This window comes from Clostridium sp. ZS2-4 (assembly GCF_026719745.1).
Lineage (GTDB): Bacteria > Bacillota > Clostridia > Clostridiales > Clostridiaceae > Clostridium_H.
In genome coordinates, this window is sequence record NZ_JAPPRQ010000011.1 from 144,132 (window position 1) to 163,988 (window position 19,857).

Annotated in this window: 13 protein-coding genes; all 13 read left to right on the top strand. The window is 25.4% G+C overall.

The window, feature by feature from the left end; translation table 11 throughout:
• Nucleotides 1-3: 3 nt before the first annotated feature.
• Nucleotides 4-357 carry a flagellar protein FliT gene (locus OIO11_RS01845; protein ID WP_268069632.1) on the top strand — a complete coding sequence of 118 codons (354 nt, stop codon included), beginning with the start codon at nucleotides 4-6 and terminating at the stop codon, nucleotides 355-357.
• Between the two features lie 110 nt (nucleotides 358-467).
• Nucleotides 468-1,367 (top strand): flagellin Hag, encoded by a 900-nt coding sequence (gene hag, locus OIO11_RS01850; protein WP_268069633.1) that lies wholly within the window; start codon nucleotides 468-470, stop codon nucleotides 1,365-1,367.
• 196 nt (nucleotides 1,368-1,563) lie between these two features.
• Nucleotides 1,564-3,441: a TPR domain-containing glycosyltransferase gene (locus tag OIO11_RS01855; RefSeq protein WP_268069634.1), complete on the top strand. Its 1,878-nt coding sequence runs from the start codon at nucleotides 1,564-1,566 to the stop codon at nucleotides 3,439-3,441.
• 16 nt (nucleotides 3,442-3,457) lie between these two features.
• Nucleotides 3,458-6,520 carry a TPR domain-containing glycosyltransferase gene (locus tag OIO11_RS01860; protein ID WP_268069636.1) on the top strand — a complete coding sequence of 1,021 codons (3,063 nt, stop codon included), beginning with the start codon at nucleotides 3,458-3,460 and terminating at the stop codon, nucleotides 6,518-6,520.
• Nucleotides 6,521-6,778: 258 nt separating this feature from the next.
• Nucleotides 6,779-9,298 carry a methyltransferase domain-containing protein gene (locus tag OIO11_RS01865; protein WP_268069637.1) on the top strand — a complete coding sequence of 840 codons (2,520 nt, stop codon included), beginning with the start codon at nucleotides 6,779-6,781 and terminating at the stop codon, nucleotides 9,296-9,298.
• A 9-nt stretch (nucleotides 9,299-9,307) separates the two neighbouring features.
• A complete protein-coding gene (locus OIO11_RS01870) occupies nucleotides 9,308-10,576 on the top strand; it encodes a motility associated factor glycosyltransferase family protein (RefSeq protein WP_268069638.1) in 1,269 nt (422 codons plus the stop codon).
• 20 nt (nucleotides 10,577-10,596) lie between these two features.
• Nucleotides 10,597-10,974, top strand: coding sequence for a hypothetical protein (locus OIO11_RS01875; RefSeq protein WP_268069639.1), 378 nt, complete (start codon nucleotides 10,597-10,599; stop codon nucleotides 10,972-10,974).
• A gap of 207 nt (nucleotides 10,975-11,181) precedes the next feature.
• Nucleotides 11,182-12,198: a UDP-N-acetylglucosamine 4,6-dehydratase family protein gene (locus OIO11_RS01880; RefSeq protein ID WP_268069640.1), complete on the top strand. Its 1,017-nt coding sequence runs from the start codon at nucleotides 11,182-11,184 to the stop codon at nucleotides 12,196-12,198.
• Nucleotides 12,199-12,279: 81 nt separating this feature from the next.
• On the top strand, nucleotides 12,280-14,925 hold the full coding sequence (locus tag OIO11_RS01885) for a motility associated factor glycosyltransferase family protein (RefSeq protein ID WP_268069641.1): 2,646 nt from the start codon (nucleotides 12,280-12,282) through the stop codon (nucleotides 14,923-14,925).
• Nucleotides 14,926-15,006: 81 nt separating this feature from the next.
• Nucleotides 15,007-16,218 (top strand): cytidylyltransferase domain-containing protein, encoded by a 1,212-nt coding sequence (locus OIO11_RS01890; protein ID WP_268069642.1) that lies wholly within the window; start codon nucleotides 15,007-15,009, stop codon nucleotides 16,216-16,218.
• A 37-nt stretch (nucleotides 16,219-16,255) separates the two neighbouring features.
• A complete protein-coding gene (locus OIO11_RS01895) occupies nucleotides 16,256-17,269 on the top strand; it encodes a methyltransferase domain-containing protein (protein ID WP_268069643.1) in 1,014 nt (337 codons plus the stop codon).
• Nucleotides 17,270-17,288: 19 nt separating this feature from the next.
• Nucleotides 17,289-18,587, top strand: coding sequence for a nucleotide sugar dehydrogenase (locus tag OIO11_RS01900; protein WP_268069644.1), 1,299 nt, complete (start codon nucleotides 17,289-17,291; stop codon nucleotides 18,585-18,587).
• An 84-nt stretch (nucleotides 18,588-18,671) separates the two neighbouring features.
• Nucleotides 18,672-19,856: a glycosyltransferase family 4 protein gene (locus tag OIO11_RS01905; protein WP_268069645.1), complete on the top strand. Its 1,185-nt coding sequence runs from the start codon at nucleotides 18,672-18,674 to the stop codon at nucleotides 19,854-19,856.
• Nucleotide 19,857 lies beyond the last annotated feature (1 nt).

Sequence of the window (19,857 nt, forward strand, 5' to 3'; positions counted from 1 at the left end):
GATATGGATGCTGGCAATATGAATTTAAAAGATAAGTTAAAAGAATATAGAGATATAACGGTAAAAATAATTACTAGTGTTGAAAATGAAGATTATGATAACTTGGATGAGCTATTATCTGATAGACAAGAGATAATAAATTTAATAAATCAGCTAAAATATTCAAAAAAAGATTTCTTATACTGGTGTAAGGAATTAGATATACTAGTTCTTAATCAAAAGCTAGTAAAATTAATGAACAAGAAAAAAGCTGATTTACGTAATAATATAAACAAACTAACAAATTCACAAAATGCAAATAAAAGCTACAATAAACAATATGCTGCAGATTCTGTATTTTTTAATAAAAAAATTTAAAAAATTTATAAAAAACTATTAAGTGTTAAAAAAAAACATCGATATAATATATGTAAACAAAAATAGTGGGAATGGATTTCCACAAACATAAATTCAAGGAGGAATTAAAAATGATTATTAATCACAATCTTAACGCAATGAATGCACACAGACAAATGAGTGCTAACACAGTAACAGCAGGAAAGTCTATGGAAAAATTAAGCTCAGGTTTAAGAATAAACAGAGCTGGAGATGACGCTGCAGGATTAGCAATCTCTGAAAAAATGAGAGGACAAATCAGAGGTCTTGATCAAGCTTCAAGAAACTCTCAAGATGGTATCTCAATGATCCAAACTGCTGAAGGTGGATTAAATGAAACTCACGCTATTCTTCAAAGAATGAGAGAATTAGCAGTTCAAGCTGCTAATGATACAAACGTATCAACTGATAGAAAAGCTATCCAAGGAGAATTAAATCAATTAACTTCAGAAATAACAAGAATAGGAAACACAACTGAATTCAATACTCAAAAATTATTAAATGGTAATTCAACAGTTGCAGGAGAATCTTTAACAGCAACATTACAAATAGGTGCTAATGAAGGTCAAACATTCCAAATGCAAATAACTGATATGAGATCTCAATCTCTTAAGTTAACAACTTCAACTGCAACTATTGGTACAGCTACAGAGGCGTTAACAGATAAATCAACTTCTACAGCTGAATATGCATTAAATGTTGGAAGTACAGCAGCAGCAGGATCAGCAGTAACAGTAATAAATACTGCAATAAACACTGTTTCAACTGAAAGAGCTAAACTTGGTGCATACCAAAACAGATTAGAACATACAATAGCTAACTTAAATACAGCTTCTGAAAACTTAAGTGCATCAGAATCAAGAGTAAGAGACGTAGATATGGCTAAAGAAATGATGGGATTCTCAAAAACTAATATCTTAAGCCAAGCTGCTCAAGCAATGCTTGCTCAAGCTAACCAACAACCACAAGGAGTTCTTCAATTATTAAGATAAGTGAGGATCTAAATCTTTGATTTAGTAATTCGAACTTACCCAGCGACCAAAGGGAGTCGGGTTTCATTTAAAGATATCATAATAATTTTTAAAAAGATCAGAAAGAAATTTCTGGTCTTTTTCTTTTAAGTAAAGAAAGATAGTATATAAACGATATTTATAGTAGCAAAGAATTAATTCGAGAGTTGGTGCAATTATGAAGCTAAGTGTATGTATTATTACTAAAAATGAAGAAAGACATATAGAAAGATGTTTAAAGAGCATATATCCTTTAGCTGAAAAAGGTTTAGCCGAAATAATCTTAGTAGATACTGGGTCAAAAGATAAGACTGTAGAAATAGCTAAAAAATATACTGATAATATATTTTCCTATGTTTGGAGAGATGATTTTGCGGAAGCTAGAAACTTTAGTATAACTAAAGCTAAAGGAGAGTATCTTTTAATAATAGATGCAGATGAGGAAGTAGAGAAAGATTCATTGAATAAAATAGTAAATTTATTTAATGATGAAGAATATAGAAAATTTAACGCTTTTACCTTTAAGGAAAAGAATTTTACAGATGAAGATTTAAAGAATTTTGGGATATTTACAAGGGCTTTTATATTTAAAAATTCTGAGGATTTTTTCTATACAGGAAGTATACATGAACAACCAAGCATTATGATGCCCTGTAAGCATTTAGATGCATATATACTGCATTATGGTTATATAATGAACGAAAAAGTTAAAGAGGAAAAATTCATAAGAAACTCTAAATTATTAAAAAAGGAATTAATAAAAAATCCTGATAATCTTTATTATAGGTATCAATTAGCAGTAACTTATCAAGTACATGGTGATACCAAAGAAGCAGCGAAAGAAATAGATATTGTTATAAATATTTTAAAAAATAAAGTATATGACAAATTACATTTGCTTTATTATAGTGCTGCTGCTCAAATTTATAAGTCAGAAGGTTTATATGATAAAGTAATAGAAGTGTGCAGTAGAGGATTGGAAAAACAAAAAGACTTTATTGATTTGGTATATAGTATGATGCAAGCTTTTTATATGACAGAAAAATATGAAAAAGCATTAGATTATGCAGAAGGTTATTTTATGCTATTGAGAGATTTTAAAAAACATGATATTTTTCATGATACAAGGTTTTTATTTTATTCATTAAGCTGTAAAGAAGAAGTAGAAAATATAGAATTAGTATGTGCTTATAAGACTAAAAAGATAGAGTTAAAAGAATTTATAGAAAAATGTAAATTTAAAAATGTTGATAAAACATCAGGAGAACATATAATTAAAGATTTAATTTATTTTATAGAATCTTGTAAGATTAATAATGATACACATATTAAGAATTTAAAATATTTAAAAAATGTTATTGATTTTGTATTTGAAAGGACATTAAATTCAAAACAACTAAAAAATTTAACCCAAGAAGAAAATTTATATATAGTAGATAAATATTTAAAATTAGGAAAACTTCTTATTGAAAAAAATAAAGTTCTAACTAGAGAGGAAAAAGAATTTTTTAAAGCTATAAATAAAGCATCTCAGTGTGTAGAAAAAGCAAATGTGATAGATGCTGTAAAATTCATAAAGTATGGAATAGAAAAAAATCCAAACATGGCAAGACCCATGCAGGTTTATATAGAAAAAATTATGAACAGACAAGAGACTATAAGATATAACCATGAAATAAATGAATTATTCAATGAGTTAAAAAATAAAATTGGAGAGCTTATACAAAGTGGTTATATAAAAGAGGCTGAAGAATTAATTAAAGAATGTGAAAAATATAATATGGATGAAGAATTATATTCTATGAAGGCTGTAATGTTAATTATGAATAATAATATTACAGATGCAGAAGAACTTTTAAATAAAGCTGTTAAAAAGTATTCTAAGTCTTTTGATTTATTATATAACTTGGCATATGTATATGAGATAGGTGAGAATCAAGTTTTGGCTTTAGAATATTATAAAAAAAGCTTAGAGTTATGTGAACATAAGGATATGAAGATGGAATTAATAAACAAAATAGAAAATATGGAAAAAGATTGTAAATTTAAAAGATGATATTTCGGAGGAGAATATGGAAAAGTTAAGTATAGTTATAAAGGATGACTTAAAAGAAAATATATATAGTTATATTAAAACTTTAAAACCACTTTTAGAAGATAGACAAAGCCAACTAGTTATAGTAAATAATTTGGAAGAAAAACTTAATATAGAGTACAATCATATAATATATGAATTTAAAGAGGATTATAAAAAGTTTCATGAATTTTGTAATGCTTCATGTTTTAATAATAATATAATGATTATAGAAAGTGGTATGGTTTTAAGTGAAGACTTAGTTAAAAGTATAAAAGAGCTTTTAATTAAGTATAAAAATATAAATATAAAAGCGGATTTAAAAAAATATTATATTGAAGGTAACTATTATAAAAAAGAGAGTTGTCTTATTTATAATACAGAAACTTCTGTTGAAGAAAAATTGAAAATTGAAATTGATGATTTTCATTATTTGAATTATTCAGGAGTTTATATTAATCATAATATAGCTAAGTTTATAGAAGATAATAAATTTAAAGAACTGTATTTATGGTACAAGAATTATATTATGAAAGAGGAAGATATTAAGCTTAAATTTTATGATTATGTAGAAAAGTTAAAAATAAATACAAGTATTAATATTAAAGATGAAATAGAGAAGTATTTTATTTTAGAAAATTTAGATTCTAAATATTGTAAATATATAACTTTAAGTAAGATTATTGAAGAGAATAATTTATCAATAGATAAACTAAGTACCATATTAGAAGAAGCTAGATTTGATGAAAAAGATAGTTATTTTAGATATATGATACTTAAATTATTCAAAGATAAAAAATTTATAACTGAAATGTTTAATGTAATGGATAGAGTATACATAAAAGCTTACATGAAACAGTTATTTGAAGAGTATGAAGAGTTTGATTTGAGTGTTTATCAGTTCTTGATTTCAACAAATGTAGAAGAATTGAGTAAAGAAGAAATTAAAAATATAGTAGTTTATATGTATATAATAGAAATATATTTTGAAAATATATCTTTAAAGTCAGCAGAAAAAAGTAAAAAAGAAAAAATAGTAGAGCTATTCAAAATATACTCTCAGTACGGAATATATTTAATAAATAATAATTTATCAATGGACATTAAAAGAAAAGACTTTTTAATTAAATTAAAGAAAATAGCGAGTTTTATAAGTCTAAATAGATTTAAAGAGGCTATTGATAGTTTAAAGGAAATATGTGAAGTTTATCAAGCTATGATAATACCTATAAGATACTATATACAAAAACTTATATGTGAAAATAAATTATATTCCAATGTACTTAGTATAACTATGATAGTTAAAAATGAAGAGAAAAACTTAGAAAGATGCTTGAAAAGTGTAAAACCACTTATAGATAATGGACTTGCAGAACTTATAATTGTAGATACTGGTTCAGATGATAAAACTGTAGATATAGCTAAGAGATACACTGATAGAGTTTACTTTCACCCATGGCAGGGAAGTTTTTCAGAAGCTAGAAACTGGAGTATTTCATTAGCAGAAGGACAATATATATTTATAATGGATGCGGATTATGAAATTGAAGATAAAATTTATAATTTTATTAAGTTTTTCAAAGGAAAAGATTATAAAAATTATAATACTTTTTCAGTTAAGATAAAAGATTATGATGATAGTGAATATAAAAAGTATACTATTATATCTCAATACTTAATATTTAAAAATGACGGAAGTTTTTATTATTCGGGTAATGTTCATAATCAACCTAATTTTAACAAACCTATTAAGAATTTTGATTTAACAATATTTCATTATGGATATATAATGGATAGCAAAGAAATAAAGGAAGGGAAATTTAAGAGAACTGCAAATTTGTTAAAAAGAGAGCTTCAAAAAGATCCTAATAATATATATTATAGATATCAGTTAACACATAGTTATTCAATGAATGATAATCATATGGAATCTTTGAATCAATCCAAGATATTTATGAAGATATTAAATAAAGAACCCTTAAATTATGAGTATGTAATGTATTATATTACTGCTGCAATGACTAACTTTATAAATAAATTATATGATGAAACAATAAAAATCTGTGATGATATTTTAAGTTTAAATCCAGAGTTTATTGATGCGGTATATTTTAAAGCTCAATCTTTATTTTTTAAAGAGAACTTTCAAGAATGTATACAATGCTATGAAAAATATTTAGAGCTACTTCAAAACATAAATAATAATCCTATAACCTTAGATACAAGGATACAATTATACAGCATGGATGGAAAAGATATAGCAGAAAGTGATATTGAAACTTCTTATTTGAAAATTGAAGATTATTCTGGATTTTTAAACTATATATTTTCTAATAAAAACAAAGGGAATATTTTATTACATATTTCAGGAATAGTAAAAAGCTTTTTAGAACTTGATAAAATGAAAGAAATGGTTTTGTTTTTTGATAAGTATATTCTAAAAGGAATAGAAAAAGAACAGGTTAACTACAGCTATTACATTAAAGATGAAATAGAGAATATGAAAGAAGAGCAGAGAGTTAATTTATTAAAAGAATTCAATAAGTTAACTAAAAATACTCAATACATATACTCAATAAAAAGAGCTTTAGAAAAGAAAGAAGGAAATACATTAAAAGATATTATTAAATTTTTATCATTTAATAATATAGAGGCTTTAAATCTCATTACAATGAAGAGATTGCTAGGAAATACTGCTCTTATTTTAATTGATAATAAAGATTTAAATTTAAGTCTTGAGGAAACTATTCAGCTTAGAAAGATAACTAAGTATATTTTAATACAAGTTCTTAATAAAAAATCCTTTAAGGGCTTAAATAAAGAGCAGATATTAAAGATTATATTTAAATATATGGATTACAGTTTTTCAGTATATGAAAATAGTAAAGAAAGCTTAAGCAATAAAGAGGTATTATTCTTAGAAAATATACTATTGGCTTTTCAACATATTCAGAATAAAGATTTAATTTCTGCTGTAAAATCAATTAAAGATGCTACTTTCGAAGATCAGGATATGGCAAATGCTATGGCGGTATATGTTGAAACTATAACCTGCTTATAAGGGAAGTGTGCAATGTAATTAGAAAGTGGTATGTAAAAATATAGTATACAAGTATATAATTAGCTAACTAATTGGTATAGTCCCAACATAATTATTCTCATTAATGTGGGGACGTGTCTGATTGGAGTTTAAATTAAGTATTTTTTAAAAGTTAAAAAAGAGCATGACAAAAAGACTTCGAAAAACATAATATTGTAAAAGTCTGATAATTAAAATGAAAAATAAAAGCTACTAATGCTTTAGAGGAGAATGAAAACAATGTCTACTAATGAAAACACTATATTAGAAAAAATGGCAAGTATAAAAAAGAGTATACAAAAGCTTGTAGAACAAGGAAATTTAGAGCTAGCTAAGGAATTTATTCAGCAGTATGAAAAAGTTATAAAAGATGATGCAGAGATGTGCTCTATAAAAGCTGTAGTGCTAATGATTGAAAAAAAATATGATGAAGCAAAATTCACATTAAACTATGGATTAACTATTGATTATACTAATTTTGATATAACTTATAATTTAGCGTATTTGCATGAAATACAGGGAAATTATAATCTAGCATTAAATTACTATAAAGCAGCTTATGAAAAAAAAACAAATCCGGAAACCTTTAGTTTTATTAGAGATATTATAAAAGGCATTATAGAAAAGAATAATTTAAATGTTGATGCAAATAAATTTTTAAAAGAAAAAAGCAGAAGCAATAAATTAAAGGTACTAATATTATGTTCTTTTTATTCCATTTACACTAAAGAATATATTGAAAAACTGTATAATTATAACAATAATATTTCCTTTGATATTTTTACCGTAGAAGGTGATGAAGCGGTATATAGAGCAAATTTAATGGAAAATACTTATGAAAACATTTATTCATATAAGGATTATGAAGAATTGTTAAATATATTATGTTTACCTAATTATTATGATATTGTACACATTCATTACCTAACTCCTTTTTACGGACAATTTTCTAAAATAATTAGAAATAAATCTGATAGATTAATAATTAGCATATGGGGAAGTGATTTTTATAGAACCAATGCTCAACAAAAGGAAATGCAAAGGTCGATAATAAATGTAGCTGATATGATAACATTTGATAATAGTGCGACTATGAATAATTTTATAGAGTATTATGGTGTACAAATTTTGGGAAAAACAAGTCTAAATTTATTTGGATTAACGGCTTTAGAACATATTAAGAGGATTGAGTATACGGATGTTGAAAAAATAAAAGATAAATTAAAAATTCCACAAGAGTCTATAGTTGTCACGTGTGGATACAATGCATATTTTGCTCATAACCATCTTGAAATAATAAAGTCTTTGGTGAAATACAAAGACGAATTTCCAGATAGAACCTATTTTATTTTTCCAATGACTTATGGCGGAGATGCACAATATATAGATACTGTTGAAAATGAATTGCAGAGTAGTGGATTAAACTATCGAGTACTTAGAAAATTTATGAATTTCGATGAAATTGCAAAACTAACTAGAAGTACTGATATTTTAGTTCAAGTTCAAATTACCGATACATTAAGTGCTACTATGTTAGAACATATGTTTAATGGAAATATAATTATTACTGGGGAATGGTTACCTTATGAACCTCTTAAAAAAAGGGGGATATTTTATAAGGAAGTTGATAGTGTGAATAATGTAGGAATGATGTTATCGGAAGTAATTGAAAAATTGCCTGAAATAAAAATGAAATGTACTAACAATAAAGACATAATATGGGCAATGTCAGCATGGGAAAATACACTTAAGGGTTGGAATGATGTTTATATAAAGGATTTAAAGGCTCTTTTCAATCATAAATCATATTGGAATAATAGATACAATGTTAAATTTAATAGTGAAACTTCTGGTTCTTTTGGCTTAGGGGAAATTTATAATAATTATTTATACAAGAGTAAATTGGATGTAATAAAATATTTAATTAATAACTTATTTGGAGATTTAAAGTTGAAAAATATCTTAGAGTTAGGACCAGGTACTGGTATGTTTACAGATTATTTTTATAATAATAAAATTAATAGTTATTTAGGAATTGATATATCAGATATAGCAGCTAATAATTTATCAAGAAGGTTTAATAACTTTAATTTTAAAGTAGGGGATATTTCAAATACATTAGATTATCCCAATGATGGAAAATATGATATGATTTTTGCAGCAAATGTTTTATTACATCTAACAGATAAAGATAAGTTTGAAAAAACTATTCATAACATTAGTAATAGTTTAGATAAAGATGGTTATTTTATTAATATTGAGCCTATTACATTAACAAATGAAAAAACAAATTCTTTATACCACAGTATTATTAATATAAAAGATATGAAAGAAAATTTGAAAAATGAAAATCTAGAGATTATAGAGATGCTGAGTCCTACCTTTTTTATGAATTATCCTTTTGATTATAAAATCTTAGATAATAATGAAAAAGATATATTGGATATCTTTAATAATATTAGTAAATATTTTTCTACTACAAGTGATTCTATAGAATATAAGGAAACTATATGTGAAATATTATATTATTTAGATAAGTTATGCTTGTTAAAATATAATAAATGCACTTGTGAGAAAATATTAATTATAAGAAAAAAAGGTAATTTTAGTAGTAAGCATAATAATTTCAAAGTTGATGATATATGGAATGCAGATTTAATTAAAGAAAAGATTAGAAGTATGCAAAGTTTTATTACAAACAATATTAAAAATTATAATTTAGAATATGCTTTAGATATGATATATGAGAAATTCTTATAGGAGTTAATTATGAGTAAAACTTTAAGAAAAATAACTATTATTGAAACAAAAGAAATGGTACCTACTTTGAAAATAAATAATAAATTCATTCATAGTAAGTACTATCCACAGAAAGATGCTAAAACTTTTATAGACAACAATACAGTTGTTTATAAACAAAAACAGCATGTATTGTTATATGGTATTGGAATGGGATATCATGTAAAAGAACTTTTAACAAGAATAGATAAAGAGTGCAAAGTATATATTTTTGATGCAGATGAAGAAGTATTTAATATAGTGGATAAGTTAAATTTACTTACCGATATAAAAAAGGACAGCAGAGTAGAACTATTTATCGGATATTCAAAAGAGTTTATGGACAAATTTCATGAAAAATTGCAATTAGTTGATGACATACTAGTGTACAATCCTTCTATTGAAGCTTTGTCTGAAAGTATGGAAAGGTTTAAGCTAGCTTTAAAAAATTTTTCTGTTAGTAGAATGGGAATGAGTAGTTTTAAAGAATTAGCTGATAAAAACTATGAAAATAATATTAAGGAAAAACATGAACCAATTGAAAAATTCTTTGAAATAAAAAATTTAAAAAGTAAGCCTGTAATAATAGTGTCTTCTGGTCCATCTTTAGATTATAGTGTTAAATATTTAAGTGATTTCAAAGAAGATGTACAAATCTTTGCAGCAGGAAGTGCACTTAAAACTCTAATGAATAATGGAATAACACCAGACATGATATGTATTATAGATGCTGACAGGATTATTGCAAATCAAGTGAAGGGTTATGAGAATTTAAATGTACCTTTGTGTTTTTTGAGTACGGCTTCACATGAAGCGGTAGATAGTTATAAAGGTCCTAAATATATATTTTATAATGAACCATGTGAAGATAGAATTGTTATAGACACAGGAAAATCTGTTGCAACGGCAATATTGGATATAGCAATAAAGGGAGAGGCAAATCCTATAATATTCATAGGGCAAGATCTAGCTTTTGTTGATAACAAAACCCATGCTGAAGCTTATTCAGAAGTTCACCATTTGAATATAGCAGTACCAATAAAAAAGCAATACCAAAAGGTAATTGGAGTAAATGGAGAATTATTAAATACTAATAATAGTTTGTTATATTTTAAAAATTGGATAGAAAATAAGATAAATGAATATCCAAATATAACCTTTATAAATTGCAGTAAGGGTGCTAAAATAAAAGGAACAGTAGACATGGAATTAAAAGATGTATATAAATTAATAACAAGTAACTTGAAGGATAAAAAATAATTAACTTTGGAGGTTGTAAAATGGAACAAGAATTTAATGTAGAAGAATATTTAAATCAACAATTTGAAACTATTAAAACAGCCAGTGAATATATAGAAAAACTTGAAGCTGGTATAATAGAAGCAGTAAGATTATTTAAAAGTGGTGAAGAAGGACAAGCAAATAAAATGATTCATTATATAATAGATGGTATACAGTGGATTACTGATGCTATGAGGCTGACTAGTGGAGTGCATGAACAAAAAATAGATTATGATGAAGTGAATAGTAAGCTTTTAGAGATTGTTGAAGCCTTTAATAATGAGGATTATATTTTGGTGGGAGATTTGTTGGAATACGAAATATTACCTGAAATAGGTAAGTGGAAAGCCATTATAAGAAATTCTATAGCAAATTAATAGAAAAATCCTGTATACATTTTAGTATATAGGATTTTTTCATGGTAAGATAAATATAATATTTTTATGAAAAAAATGTATGAATTTATCCTTTAAAAGGAATAAATGTGATATAAAGCAGAATTTATTTTAAAGGTTATATCATTTTATACGATAATTTAATATAATTTATAATTGGAACGACTAAAAACTTGGAGGAAATAACTAATGAGTTATTTTACAGATAAAAGTATCTTAATAATAGGTGGTACTGGTACCATAGGTAACGGGTTAGTTAAAGAGCTTATTAAGCACAATCCTAAGGTAATTAGGATATTTAGTAGAGATGAATACAAACAGTTTTTAATGCAGCAGGAATATCCAAATTCCGGGATGTTTCGATTTTTAATAGGAGATGTAAGGGATTATGATAGAGTAGAAAGAGCTATGAATAATATAGATATAGTATTTAACTTAGCTGCTATGAAACATGTGCCAGCTTGTGAATACAATCCAACAGAAGCTATAAAAACTAATGTTGTAGGAATGGAAAATGTTATAAAAGCAGCTCAATATCATAATGTAGAGTGTGTATTATTTACCAGTTCGGATAAGGCCATAAATCCTACAAATTCTTACGGAGCAACTAAGCTTTTGGCGGAAAAGTTAGTGCAAGCTGCCAGTTACAGCAAAGGAAAAACAAGAACAAAATTTGTTGCTGTTAGATTTGGTAATGTTATGGGATCAAGAGGATCTGTTATACCGTTATTTAAAAAGCAAATAATAGAGAATAGAAAAATTACAGTGACTGATCCGAGTATGACTAGATTTATGATGACTTTAGATCAGGCGGTAAATCTTATTATGCATGCAGTAGAAAATTCTGTAGGTGGAGAGCTATTCATTTTAAAAATGCCAGTAGTAAAACTAAAAGATTTAGCTGAAGTTATAATAAAGAATACAGCCAATAATTTTAATATATCTTCAAAAGATATAAAAATTGAAAACATAGGTTTAAGAGCTGGAGAGAGAATGTATGAAGAATTAATGACAGAAGAGGAATCTATAAATGCATATGATTTAGGAGATATGTATGCTGTACTTCCAACAGCTTTTTATACAGGAGTCCACGATTATTATAAAAACAAGAAAAAGGCAAAACAGGGAAGTTATAATTCTATGCATATTAAACAAGTATTTAAAGAGGAAATAGAAAGAATGCTAATTGCACAGAATTTAATATAAAGTTTGCAAAATGATTAGTTAATTAAGTTACATAAGCATTTTTGGATATATAAATTAACAGATGAGAGACAAGGTGATTTTATGAATGAGATAACTAAAAGGACAATTGAGTTAATAAATAATATAGAATCAAAAGAAACTTGTTATATAGAAACTAGTAGAGATAACAAGCTTATAATTAGAATAGAGAGGGAAGATAAGTTACGATATATAGGTAGCAAGTATTCGGTAGAAAGAGATGTAGAAACATTCTATAAAGACATAGCAGAACAAGCTAATTCTGAAACAATTTTTTTGGTTTTTGGATTGGGGGCAGGAGAACATATTAGATATTTATATGACAGAATTATAGATTCAAATAAAATACTAATAATAGAGCCAAGTGTAGCTGTCATAAAAGAAATATTAAAAATAAATCATATTAGTGATATATTACAGGATGATAGAATAGCACTTTGTTATTTGGATGATGGAATAAGAAATAACTTAAATGATTTTATAGAAGAAAGTATGATGGATAATACAAAAATTGCAGCATTTTCAAATTACAATGTAATATTTGAAGAAGAGTATAGAACTATGCTAAATGAATTAGAAAATATTAAAGAGATAAAGAGGATGGGGAATAATACCTTCAATGCTTTTGCTCATATATTCTTCAACAATTTTATTGAAAATATATTTGCTTTAGATGAATTTTACACTGTTAACTATTTAAAAGATATGTATAAAGATAAACCAGCAGTAATAGTATCGGCTGGACCATCTTTAACTAAAAATATACATTTACTAAAGGATGTTCAGGACAAGTTTATAATAATATGTGGACCTAGAACAATAGGTACATTAATAAAAAATGACATAAGACCAGATTTCATATGTTCAGTAGACCCACAGGATGAAACATATGCGCTTATGAAAGACTACATAAATTCACAAGTACCTCTTGTCTTTATGGATTCTACAAGTAACAAAATAGTTAAAGAATATAAAGGCTTAAAAATAATTGCTGCAAATCAAGGAATGGAAAATTATTTAGAAGAGATGCTTGGGATAAAGGTAGATTCTCTAATGCAGGGAGGGTCGGTAGCTCATTTTTGCATGGGTTTAGCTGTTTATATAGGATGTAGCAATGTAATATTTATAGGGCAAGATCTTGCATATACTAATGAAAAATTTCAAGCAGATGGAACTTATGCTGGTAAAATAGATGAATTGAAGTATCGTTATGAAAAAAACAAAGAAAAATGGAACAAAGATAAAAATTATAGTTTATATGTACCTGGTATATATGGACAAATGGTTAGAACAAGTAATGTATTAAATTCATATAGACAAGAATTTGAAGAACTTATATATAGCTGTAGTGGAATAAAATTTATAAACAGTAGTGAAGGTGGAGCTAATATTAAAGGTACTGAAGCAATGGATTTAAAAGATTCAATTAGAATGTATGCAAAAGATAGTATAAACAAAAATATAAAAGAATTGTTAGGCGATAAGATTATCTTAGATGAGGATATTTTTATTAAAAATATGTTCAAAATAATAGATAAGCTAGAAATAATAAAAAAAGCTTGTGAAGAAGGTCTAGCGTATTCGGACAAAATGCTATACTTTTACAAAGACAATAAGTATTGTGATGTTAATAAAGTGTTCAATGAGTTGGATAAGATAGATGGTATTATAAATAATAAAGAAAATTTAAGGTTTATTGCCTACAAAGTAGTTTCATTAATAAACAATGTTATGGAAAATGATTATTATAGACCAAAAGAAAATGAAAGTGAAAAAGAATTGGGGATAAGATTAGCTAAAAAAAGTTTTGATGTTTATTTAGTAGTATTACAGACAGTAGAAGATACAATTTTTAGGATAAAGGATAAATTTAGTTTTATAAATCTTGTTGATAGTGATATTATGAAAAAAGTATTTTTGAAAAGAAATTTAGATAAAAAGATAGCAGAGCTAAAAACAAAGTACCCTAATCTTAAGGAATTTGATTATGAAGAAGATATAGATTGGGAAGGGATGAAAAGGCAAGGAATTAGGTGCATAATTAATGAAGATAAAAGAATTGATGCACTGTATAAGATAAAAGAAAAAATTGATATAAATAATCTAGAAATTCTATATGGTAATAAAGAAACTAATGATGAAAAAGTTTCAATTTTGTCAAGAGAGCTTAAAACACTATTAGGATACACAACAAATCATAGTTCAGTTATAATTACAAGAAATTTTAATTTAAAAGAAGAGAGTATTTTATATTTAAAGATAAATGCAAATATTAAAGAAAATTATATTTATTTTAGATTCTTTGATAAGCAAGATTTTTATTTTTATGAAAAAAACTATAAGGAAATTCTGTTACTTAATACTCATACTTACTTAGACATTTATATAGGAAATAATATACTCGGCTATGCATTAAAAAAGGGAAATGAAATTTTATTTGATTATAAACTTGGTAATATTGATTATGAAAGTATTGATGTAATTTTAGATTTAAATAATAGTAATATTATAATAAATAATAAAAGATTTTATATTAGCAAGCATGTAACAAATAAGTATATAAAAAATAATGTTTTTGTTATGATGTCAAACTCGTCTAATAAATATAAATATGAGTTGTATAATATTGAATATGGTATAAAAAATATTAATATTATGGACATACTAATGAGAAAGCCTAATAAAACGATAATGTCTATGTATAGTTAATGCACGTATGTATTTAGTGGAGAAATTTTTTAGCTAGTTTTGTAAACAAATACAAAATTATAATATATGGAGGATGAAGTTATGTGTAATGTTATTGCATATATACAAGTAGACGTTAGATATAATCCATATTTATTGAAAGAAATAAATGGGAAAAAATTAATAGAACATACCTTAAGTAACTTATTAAAAAATGTAAATCTCGATAAAGTTATAATGAACTTATACGATTGTAAAGACAATCGAGAATTACTATATTTAAAAAATATATCAAACAAAATATATGTAAAATTATCTTCAATAAAAAATGTAACAGAAAGAATGATAGAAGCGGTAAAAAAAGAAAAATGTAAATTAATATTAAGAATATCTGGTGATCAATTTAATATTAATTATAAATTTATAAATCAAGTATTAAAAGAAATGATAGAACAAAAATATGATTTTTTTATGCCGCGTTTTCAAGATGGAACTTCTAGTGACATAGTAAGTAAACAAGTTTTTATGGATAATATACCGTCAATATTAAAGTATGATAGATATTATAAGTATTTTCTTGAAAAATCTATGAATTTTAAGGTTTTAGATAAGAAACATGATTTTATTCCATGGAAGTTTTTTGTTAATGATGATTTTCAACTTTATATAGCAGATAGATTAATAAGTGGTAAAATTGAAAATTCAGATTTGAATAAATTAGTATATAGAATATTTGATAGAGATAGTGAGTTGTACAAAAATGGATGGATAAGGAGTTTGATTGAAGGTAATACAGTAGATTATAAAGGCAATGTATTACCTTGGTTACCATATTCAGCTATAAATTTCATAGAAGAACGAATTAGAAAGGAAATGATTGTATTTGAATACGGTTCAGGGAATAGTACTTTATGGTTAGCTAAAAATGTTTTAAAGGTGTATTCAGTTGAACATGATTTAAAATGGTTTAATAAAGTACGTAATATGATTAGTGATAATGTGAATTATAAATATATACCATTAGAATATGGTGGAGAATATTGTAAAGAGATATTAAACTATAATAATAAATTTGATATAGTGATTATTGATGGTAGAGATAGAGTTAATTGTTGTAAGAACTGTATTAATGCATTGAAAGATGATGGAATAATAATTTGGGATGATACATTAAGAGAGGAATATAATGAAGGATATAATTATTTAAAGAAAAATGGATTTAAGGAATTAAAATTAAAGGATATTGGTCCAAATAGAATAATATCAAATCAAACAAGTATTTTTTATAGAAATAAAAACTGTTTTAGAATATAAGTTGGGGTAATTTTGAATTTGGAGAGTGATGATCAATTTGGAAAAGTATATAATTTTTGGAGCTAATAAATCAGGAGTTGTTGCATACCATTTACTTAAAAGTAGAAATAAAAACGTAATAGGTTTTATAGATAAAACCCAAGGAATAGTGGATCCAACTTTAAGTGATGAACCAATATATAAGAGTGCAGAATATATTCCTAAAGATACAAATGTTATATTAATAGCAGTAGGAAATAGTAAATTGGCTAATGAATTAAAATTTGATATAAGTAGCCAATTTCAGCATATAGAAATACAAAGTATATATGATGAAAAATATTATAAAGATTTTATGAAGTTATATAAAGGAATAGATGAAGATATAAATAAAAGAGTAAATAAGTTTTTTAGAACTTTTTTAATGGCTAAATATAATAATAGTTTAAATAGAATAGAAACTGTTAATGAAAGGCCTATAGAGTACAGTTTTGCTATGAAGTGGCTTTCAAAAATATATCCTAAATCAATATTAGACATTGGCTCAGGAAAAACAGCATGGCCAAGCATAATGTCAGATTGTGGTTTTTATGTGACGGCTATAGATCAAGTTGAAAACTATTGGAAAAAATCAACCATTAATTATCATTATCATATAATTAAAGATGATATAACGGATGTAAAGCTAAAGAGAAAATTCGATTTTATTACTTGTATTAGTGTTTTAGAACACATTGAAGAAAGCGATGAAGCAATAAATAATTGTGCTAAATTGCTATATGATAAAGGATATCTTCTTTTAACATTTCCTTATAATGAATATAAGTATGTACATAATGCATATGAATTACAGAATTCAAATGTAAAAGATATACCCAATTATATATGTAAGATTTATTCAAAAAGTAATATTGAGAAATGGCTAAATAATGGATTTAAAATAATTGAGCAGGAACATTATAAAGTTTTTGAAGGTAAATATTGGGAACAAGGAGAAAAACTTTTTCCTCAAATTAAAACAGATAAAAATCAGTCACATCATTTAACGTGCTTATTACTACAAAAATGTTAATAAATTGAGGGATGTAATTATGAATAAAATTGCTATAATTGGACAAGGTTTTGTTGGGCTTCCATTGGCATTAAGTTTTTCATTAAAAGGTTGTAAAGTAATTGGTGTTGATATAGATAAAGAGTTAGTAAAACAATTAAATTCTGGTATAACATATCATGCGGAAGAATATAAAGGTGAAAATATAAAAGAAATTTTAAAAAATCAACTTAAAATAGGAAAGTATATTGCTACAACTTCTATTAGTGATGCTATGAAAGAAAGTAATGTAATAATTTTAACTGTAGGTATTCCAATTTCAAATGGTGAAGCTGTAATAGATGGAATAACTAAAGCATGTATAGAAATAGGAGAGAATTTAAAGAAAAATGATTTGATTATGGTGAAAAGTACAGTAATACCTGGAACTACTGAAGAGACTATTTTACCAATTTTAGAAGAAAAATCAGGATTGAAGGCAGGCGCTGATTTTTATTTAGCGTATTCTTCTGAAAGAATAGCAGAAGGAAAAGCTTTTGATGAGTTTCAAAATATGCCTACAGTTGTAGCAGGAATAAATGCTGAGAGTTTAGAAAGGGCAAAAGAAATTTTGAAAAAAGTTTGCAAAGCTGATATAGTAGAAGCTTCAAATATAAAAGTAGTTGAAACATCAAAGGTATTTGAAAATGTACAAAGGGATGTTAATATTGCTATGGTCCAAGAATTTGCAAGATTTACAGAAAAGCTAGGAATTGATATTTTTGAAGTGATTAATGTTGCAAATACTCATAAAAGAGTAAATTTGCTTACTCCAGGACCAGGAGTTGGAGGATATTGTATACCTAATGCTTATCACTATTTAAAACCAAAAGCATGGGAAATGGACTTGCCTTTAGATATTTTAAAGTTATGTAGAAAAAAAAATTTATTGATACCTAAATATATCGTAGGCAAAGTAGAAGAATTATTAATAAATCTAAATAAAGACATATCTAATTGTAAAATAGCAGCGTTAGGTATAGCTATGAAAGACTATTCTAATGATGATAGGTTAAGTCCAGCTGTAAACATAATAAACTTACTAATACAAAAGGGAGCAGAAGTTCAAGCTTATGATCCAGTTGTGAATAATTTACATAATTTTAAAAATGATAATTTAGAAGAAGTAATAGAAAAAGCTGATATTTTAATGGTGTTAGCTAAACAGGAAAAAATGGATTATACCAAATTTGAATATTTTAAAAGTAAAATGAATAGTAACCCAATTTACATAGATTTAAAAAATGTTGCGAATGAAGGTGAAGTGGAAAATAAAGGTTTTATATATTGGAAGATATAAATTAAAGTTATAGAAAAGAAAAAAAATACCTATTTAAGCTATAAGTAGAATAGTAAGTGAAAGGACTAAATTATGAAGGTTTGTATGATATCTACAAATCATGAATTATTTGATGATAGAATATATTGGAAAGAAACTCTTTCATTAAAAAAACATGGTTATGAGGTATTTTGTATAGCCATTTCTGATAAGGATGAAAGTGGAATTACTGATGAAGGAATTAAATATTATAAAATTAAACCAAGGAGAAAAAAATATAAGAATGTTTTTATAAGAAGTATTTTTTATGATGAAGCTTTTGGTTATGAAACTTATGAAGAAATATTTAATATTGCTAAAAAATTAGAATGTAATGTATATCATTTTCATGATTTGTATTTAAATTTGATAGGTAAAAAATTAAAAAAGCTGTCTTTTAAGCCTAAGGTTATATATGATGTACATGAGTGTTATCCAGAACAGATAAGAGAATATAGAAAATTTTCAGGATTTAAAAAAATTATTAACAATATATATTCCTATTTCATAAGATTCTGGGAAGTAAATTGTTCAAAATACTATGACTACGTCATAACAACTGAAAGTTCTGTTAATAAAAAATTTAGTGATTATATAGGTGAAAATAAAGTAGACATTATATATAATTATGCTAACTTTGACGTTGAAAAAATTTCAAGCTTTGATGAAAAAGAATTTGATGCTATTTATTGTGGAGGTATAAATAGAATTAGATCTGCAATGGAGTTATTAGAAGTAGCTAATATAGCAAAAAAACAAATGCCTAATTTTAAATTACTATTTCTTGGACCTATCAGTGGTAAGGATTTAGAAAAGGATATGAAAAATTTTATAGAAAAAAACAAATTACAGAATAATGTAATTTTAAAAGGGAAAGTTCCTTATCCAGAAGTTGAAAAATATTATTTGAAAAGTAAAATAGGATTAGCTATTTTCAAACCATCTTTGACTTTTAGAAAAACAGTTCAAATTAAGACTTTTGAGTATATGGCCTTTGGATTGCCCATGGTAGGGAGTAACTTTGGCAATATACAAAAATATATAAATGAAGCAGATACAGGCATAACTGTAGATCCATTAAATCCTAGTAAAATTTGGAATGCTATATATATAATTTTGAATGATAGAAATTTATATAATAAATATAGTTATAATGGAGTAAGAGCTGTAAAAGAAGAATATAATTGGTCATGCATGGAAGTTAAATTACTGACCATATACAATGAAATCACAAATAATGATAGAATTTAAG

What these genes read in the sequence shown, in the direction of transcription:
- OIO11_RS01885 (WP_268069641.1), top strand. Translation starts at nt 12,280, where the DNA reads ATGAATGAGATAACTAAAAGGACAATTGAGTTAATAAATAATATAGAA.
- OIO11_RS01845 (WP_268069632.1), top strand. Translation starts at nt 4, where the DNA reads ATGGATGCTGGCAATATGAATTTAAAAGATAAGTTAAAAGAATATAGA.
- OIO11_RS01870 (WP_268069638.1), top strand. Translation starts at nt 9,308, where the DNA reads ATGAGTAAAACTTTAAGAAAAATAACTATTATTGAAACAAAAGAAATG.
- OIO11_RS01900 (WP_268069644.1), top strand. Translation starts at nt 17,289, where the DNA reads ATGAATAAAATTGCTATAATTGGACAAGGTTTTGTTGGGCTTCCATTG.
- hag (WP_268069633.1), top strand. Translation starts at nt 468, where the DNA reads ATGATTATTAATCACAATCTTAACGCAATGAATGCACACAGACAAATG.
- OIO11_RS01855 (WP_268069634.1), top strand. Translation starts at nt 1,564, where the DNA reads ATGAAGCTAAGTGTATGTATTATTACTAAAAATGAAGAAAGACATATA.
- OIO11_RS01905 (WP_268069645.1), top strand. Translation starts at nt 18,672, where the DNA reads ATGATATCTACAAATCATGAATTATTTGATGATAGAATATATTGGAAA.
- OIO11_RS01860 (WP_268069636.1), top strand. Translation starts at nt 3,458, where the DNA reads ATGGAAAAGTTAAGTATAGTTATAAAGGATGACTTAAAAGAAAATATA.
- OIO11_RS01890 (WP_268069642.1), top strand. Translation starts at nt 15,007, where the DNA reads ATGTGTAATGTTATTGCATATATACAAGTAGACGTTAGATATAATCCA.
- OIO11_RS01880 (WP_268069640.1), top strand. Translation starts at nt 11,182, where the DNA reads ATGAGTTATTTTACAGATAAAAGTATCTTAATAATAGGTGGTACTGGT.
- OIO11_RS01865 (WP_268069637.1), top strand. Translation starts at nt 6,779, where the DNA reads ATGTCTACTAATGAAAACACTATATTAGAAAAAATGGCAAGTATAAAA.
- OIO11_RS01875 (WP_268069639.1), top strand. Translation starts at nt 10,597, where the DNA reads ATGGAACAAGAATTTAATGTAGAAGAATATTTAAATCAACAATTTGAA.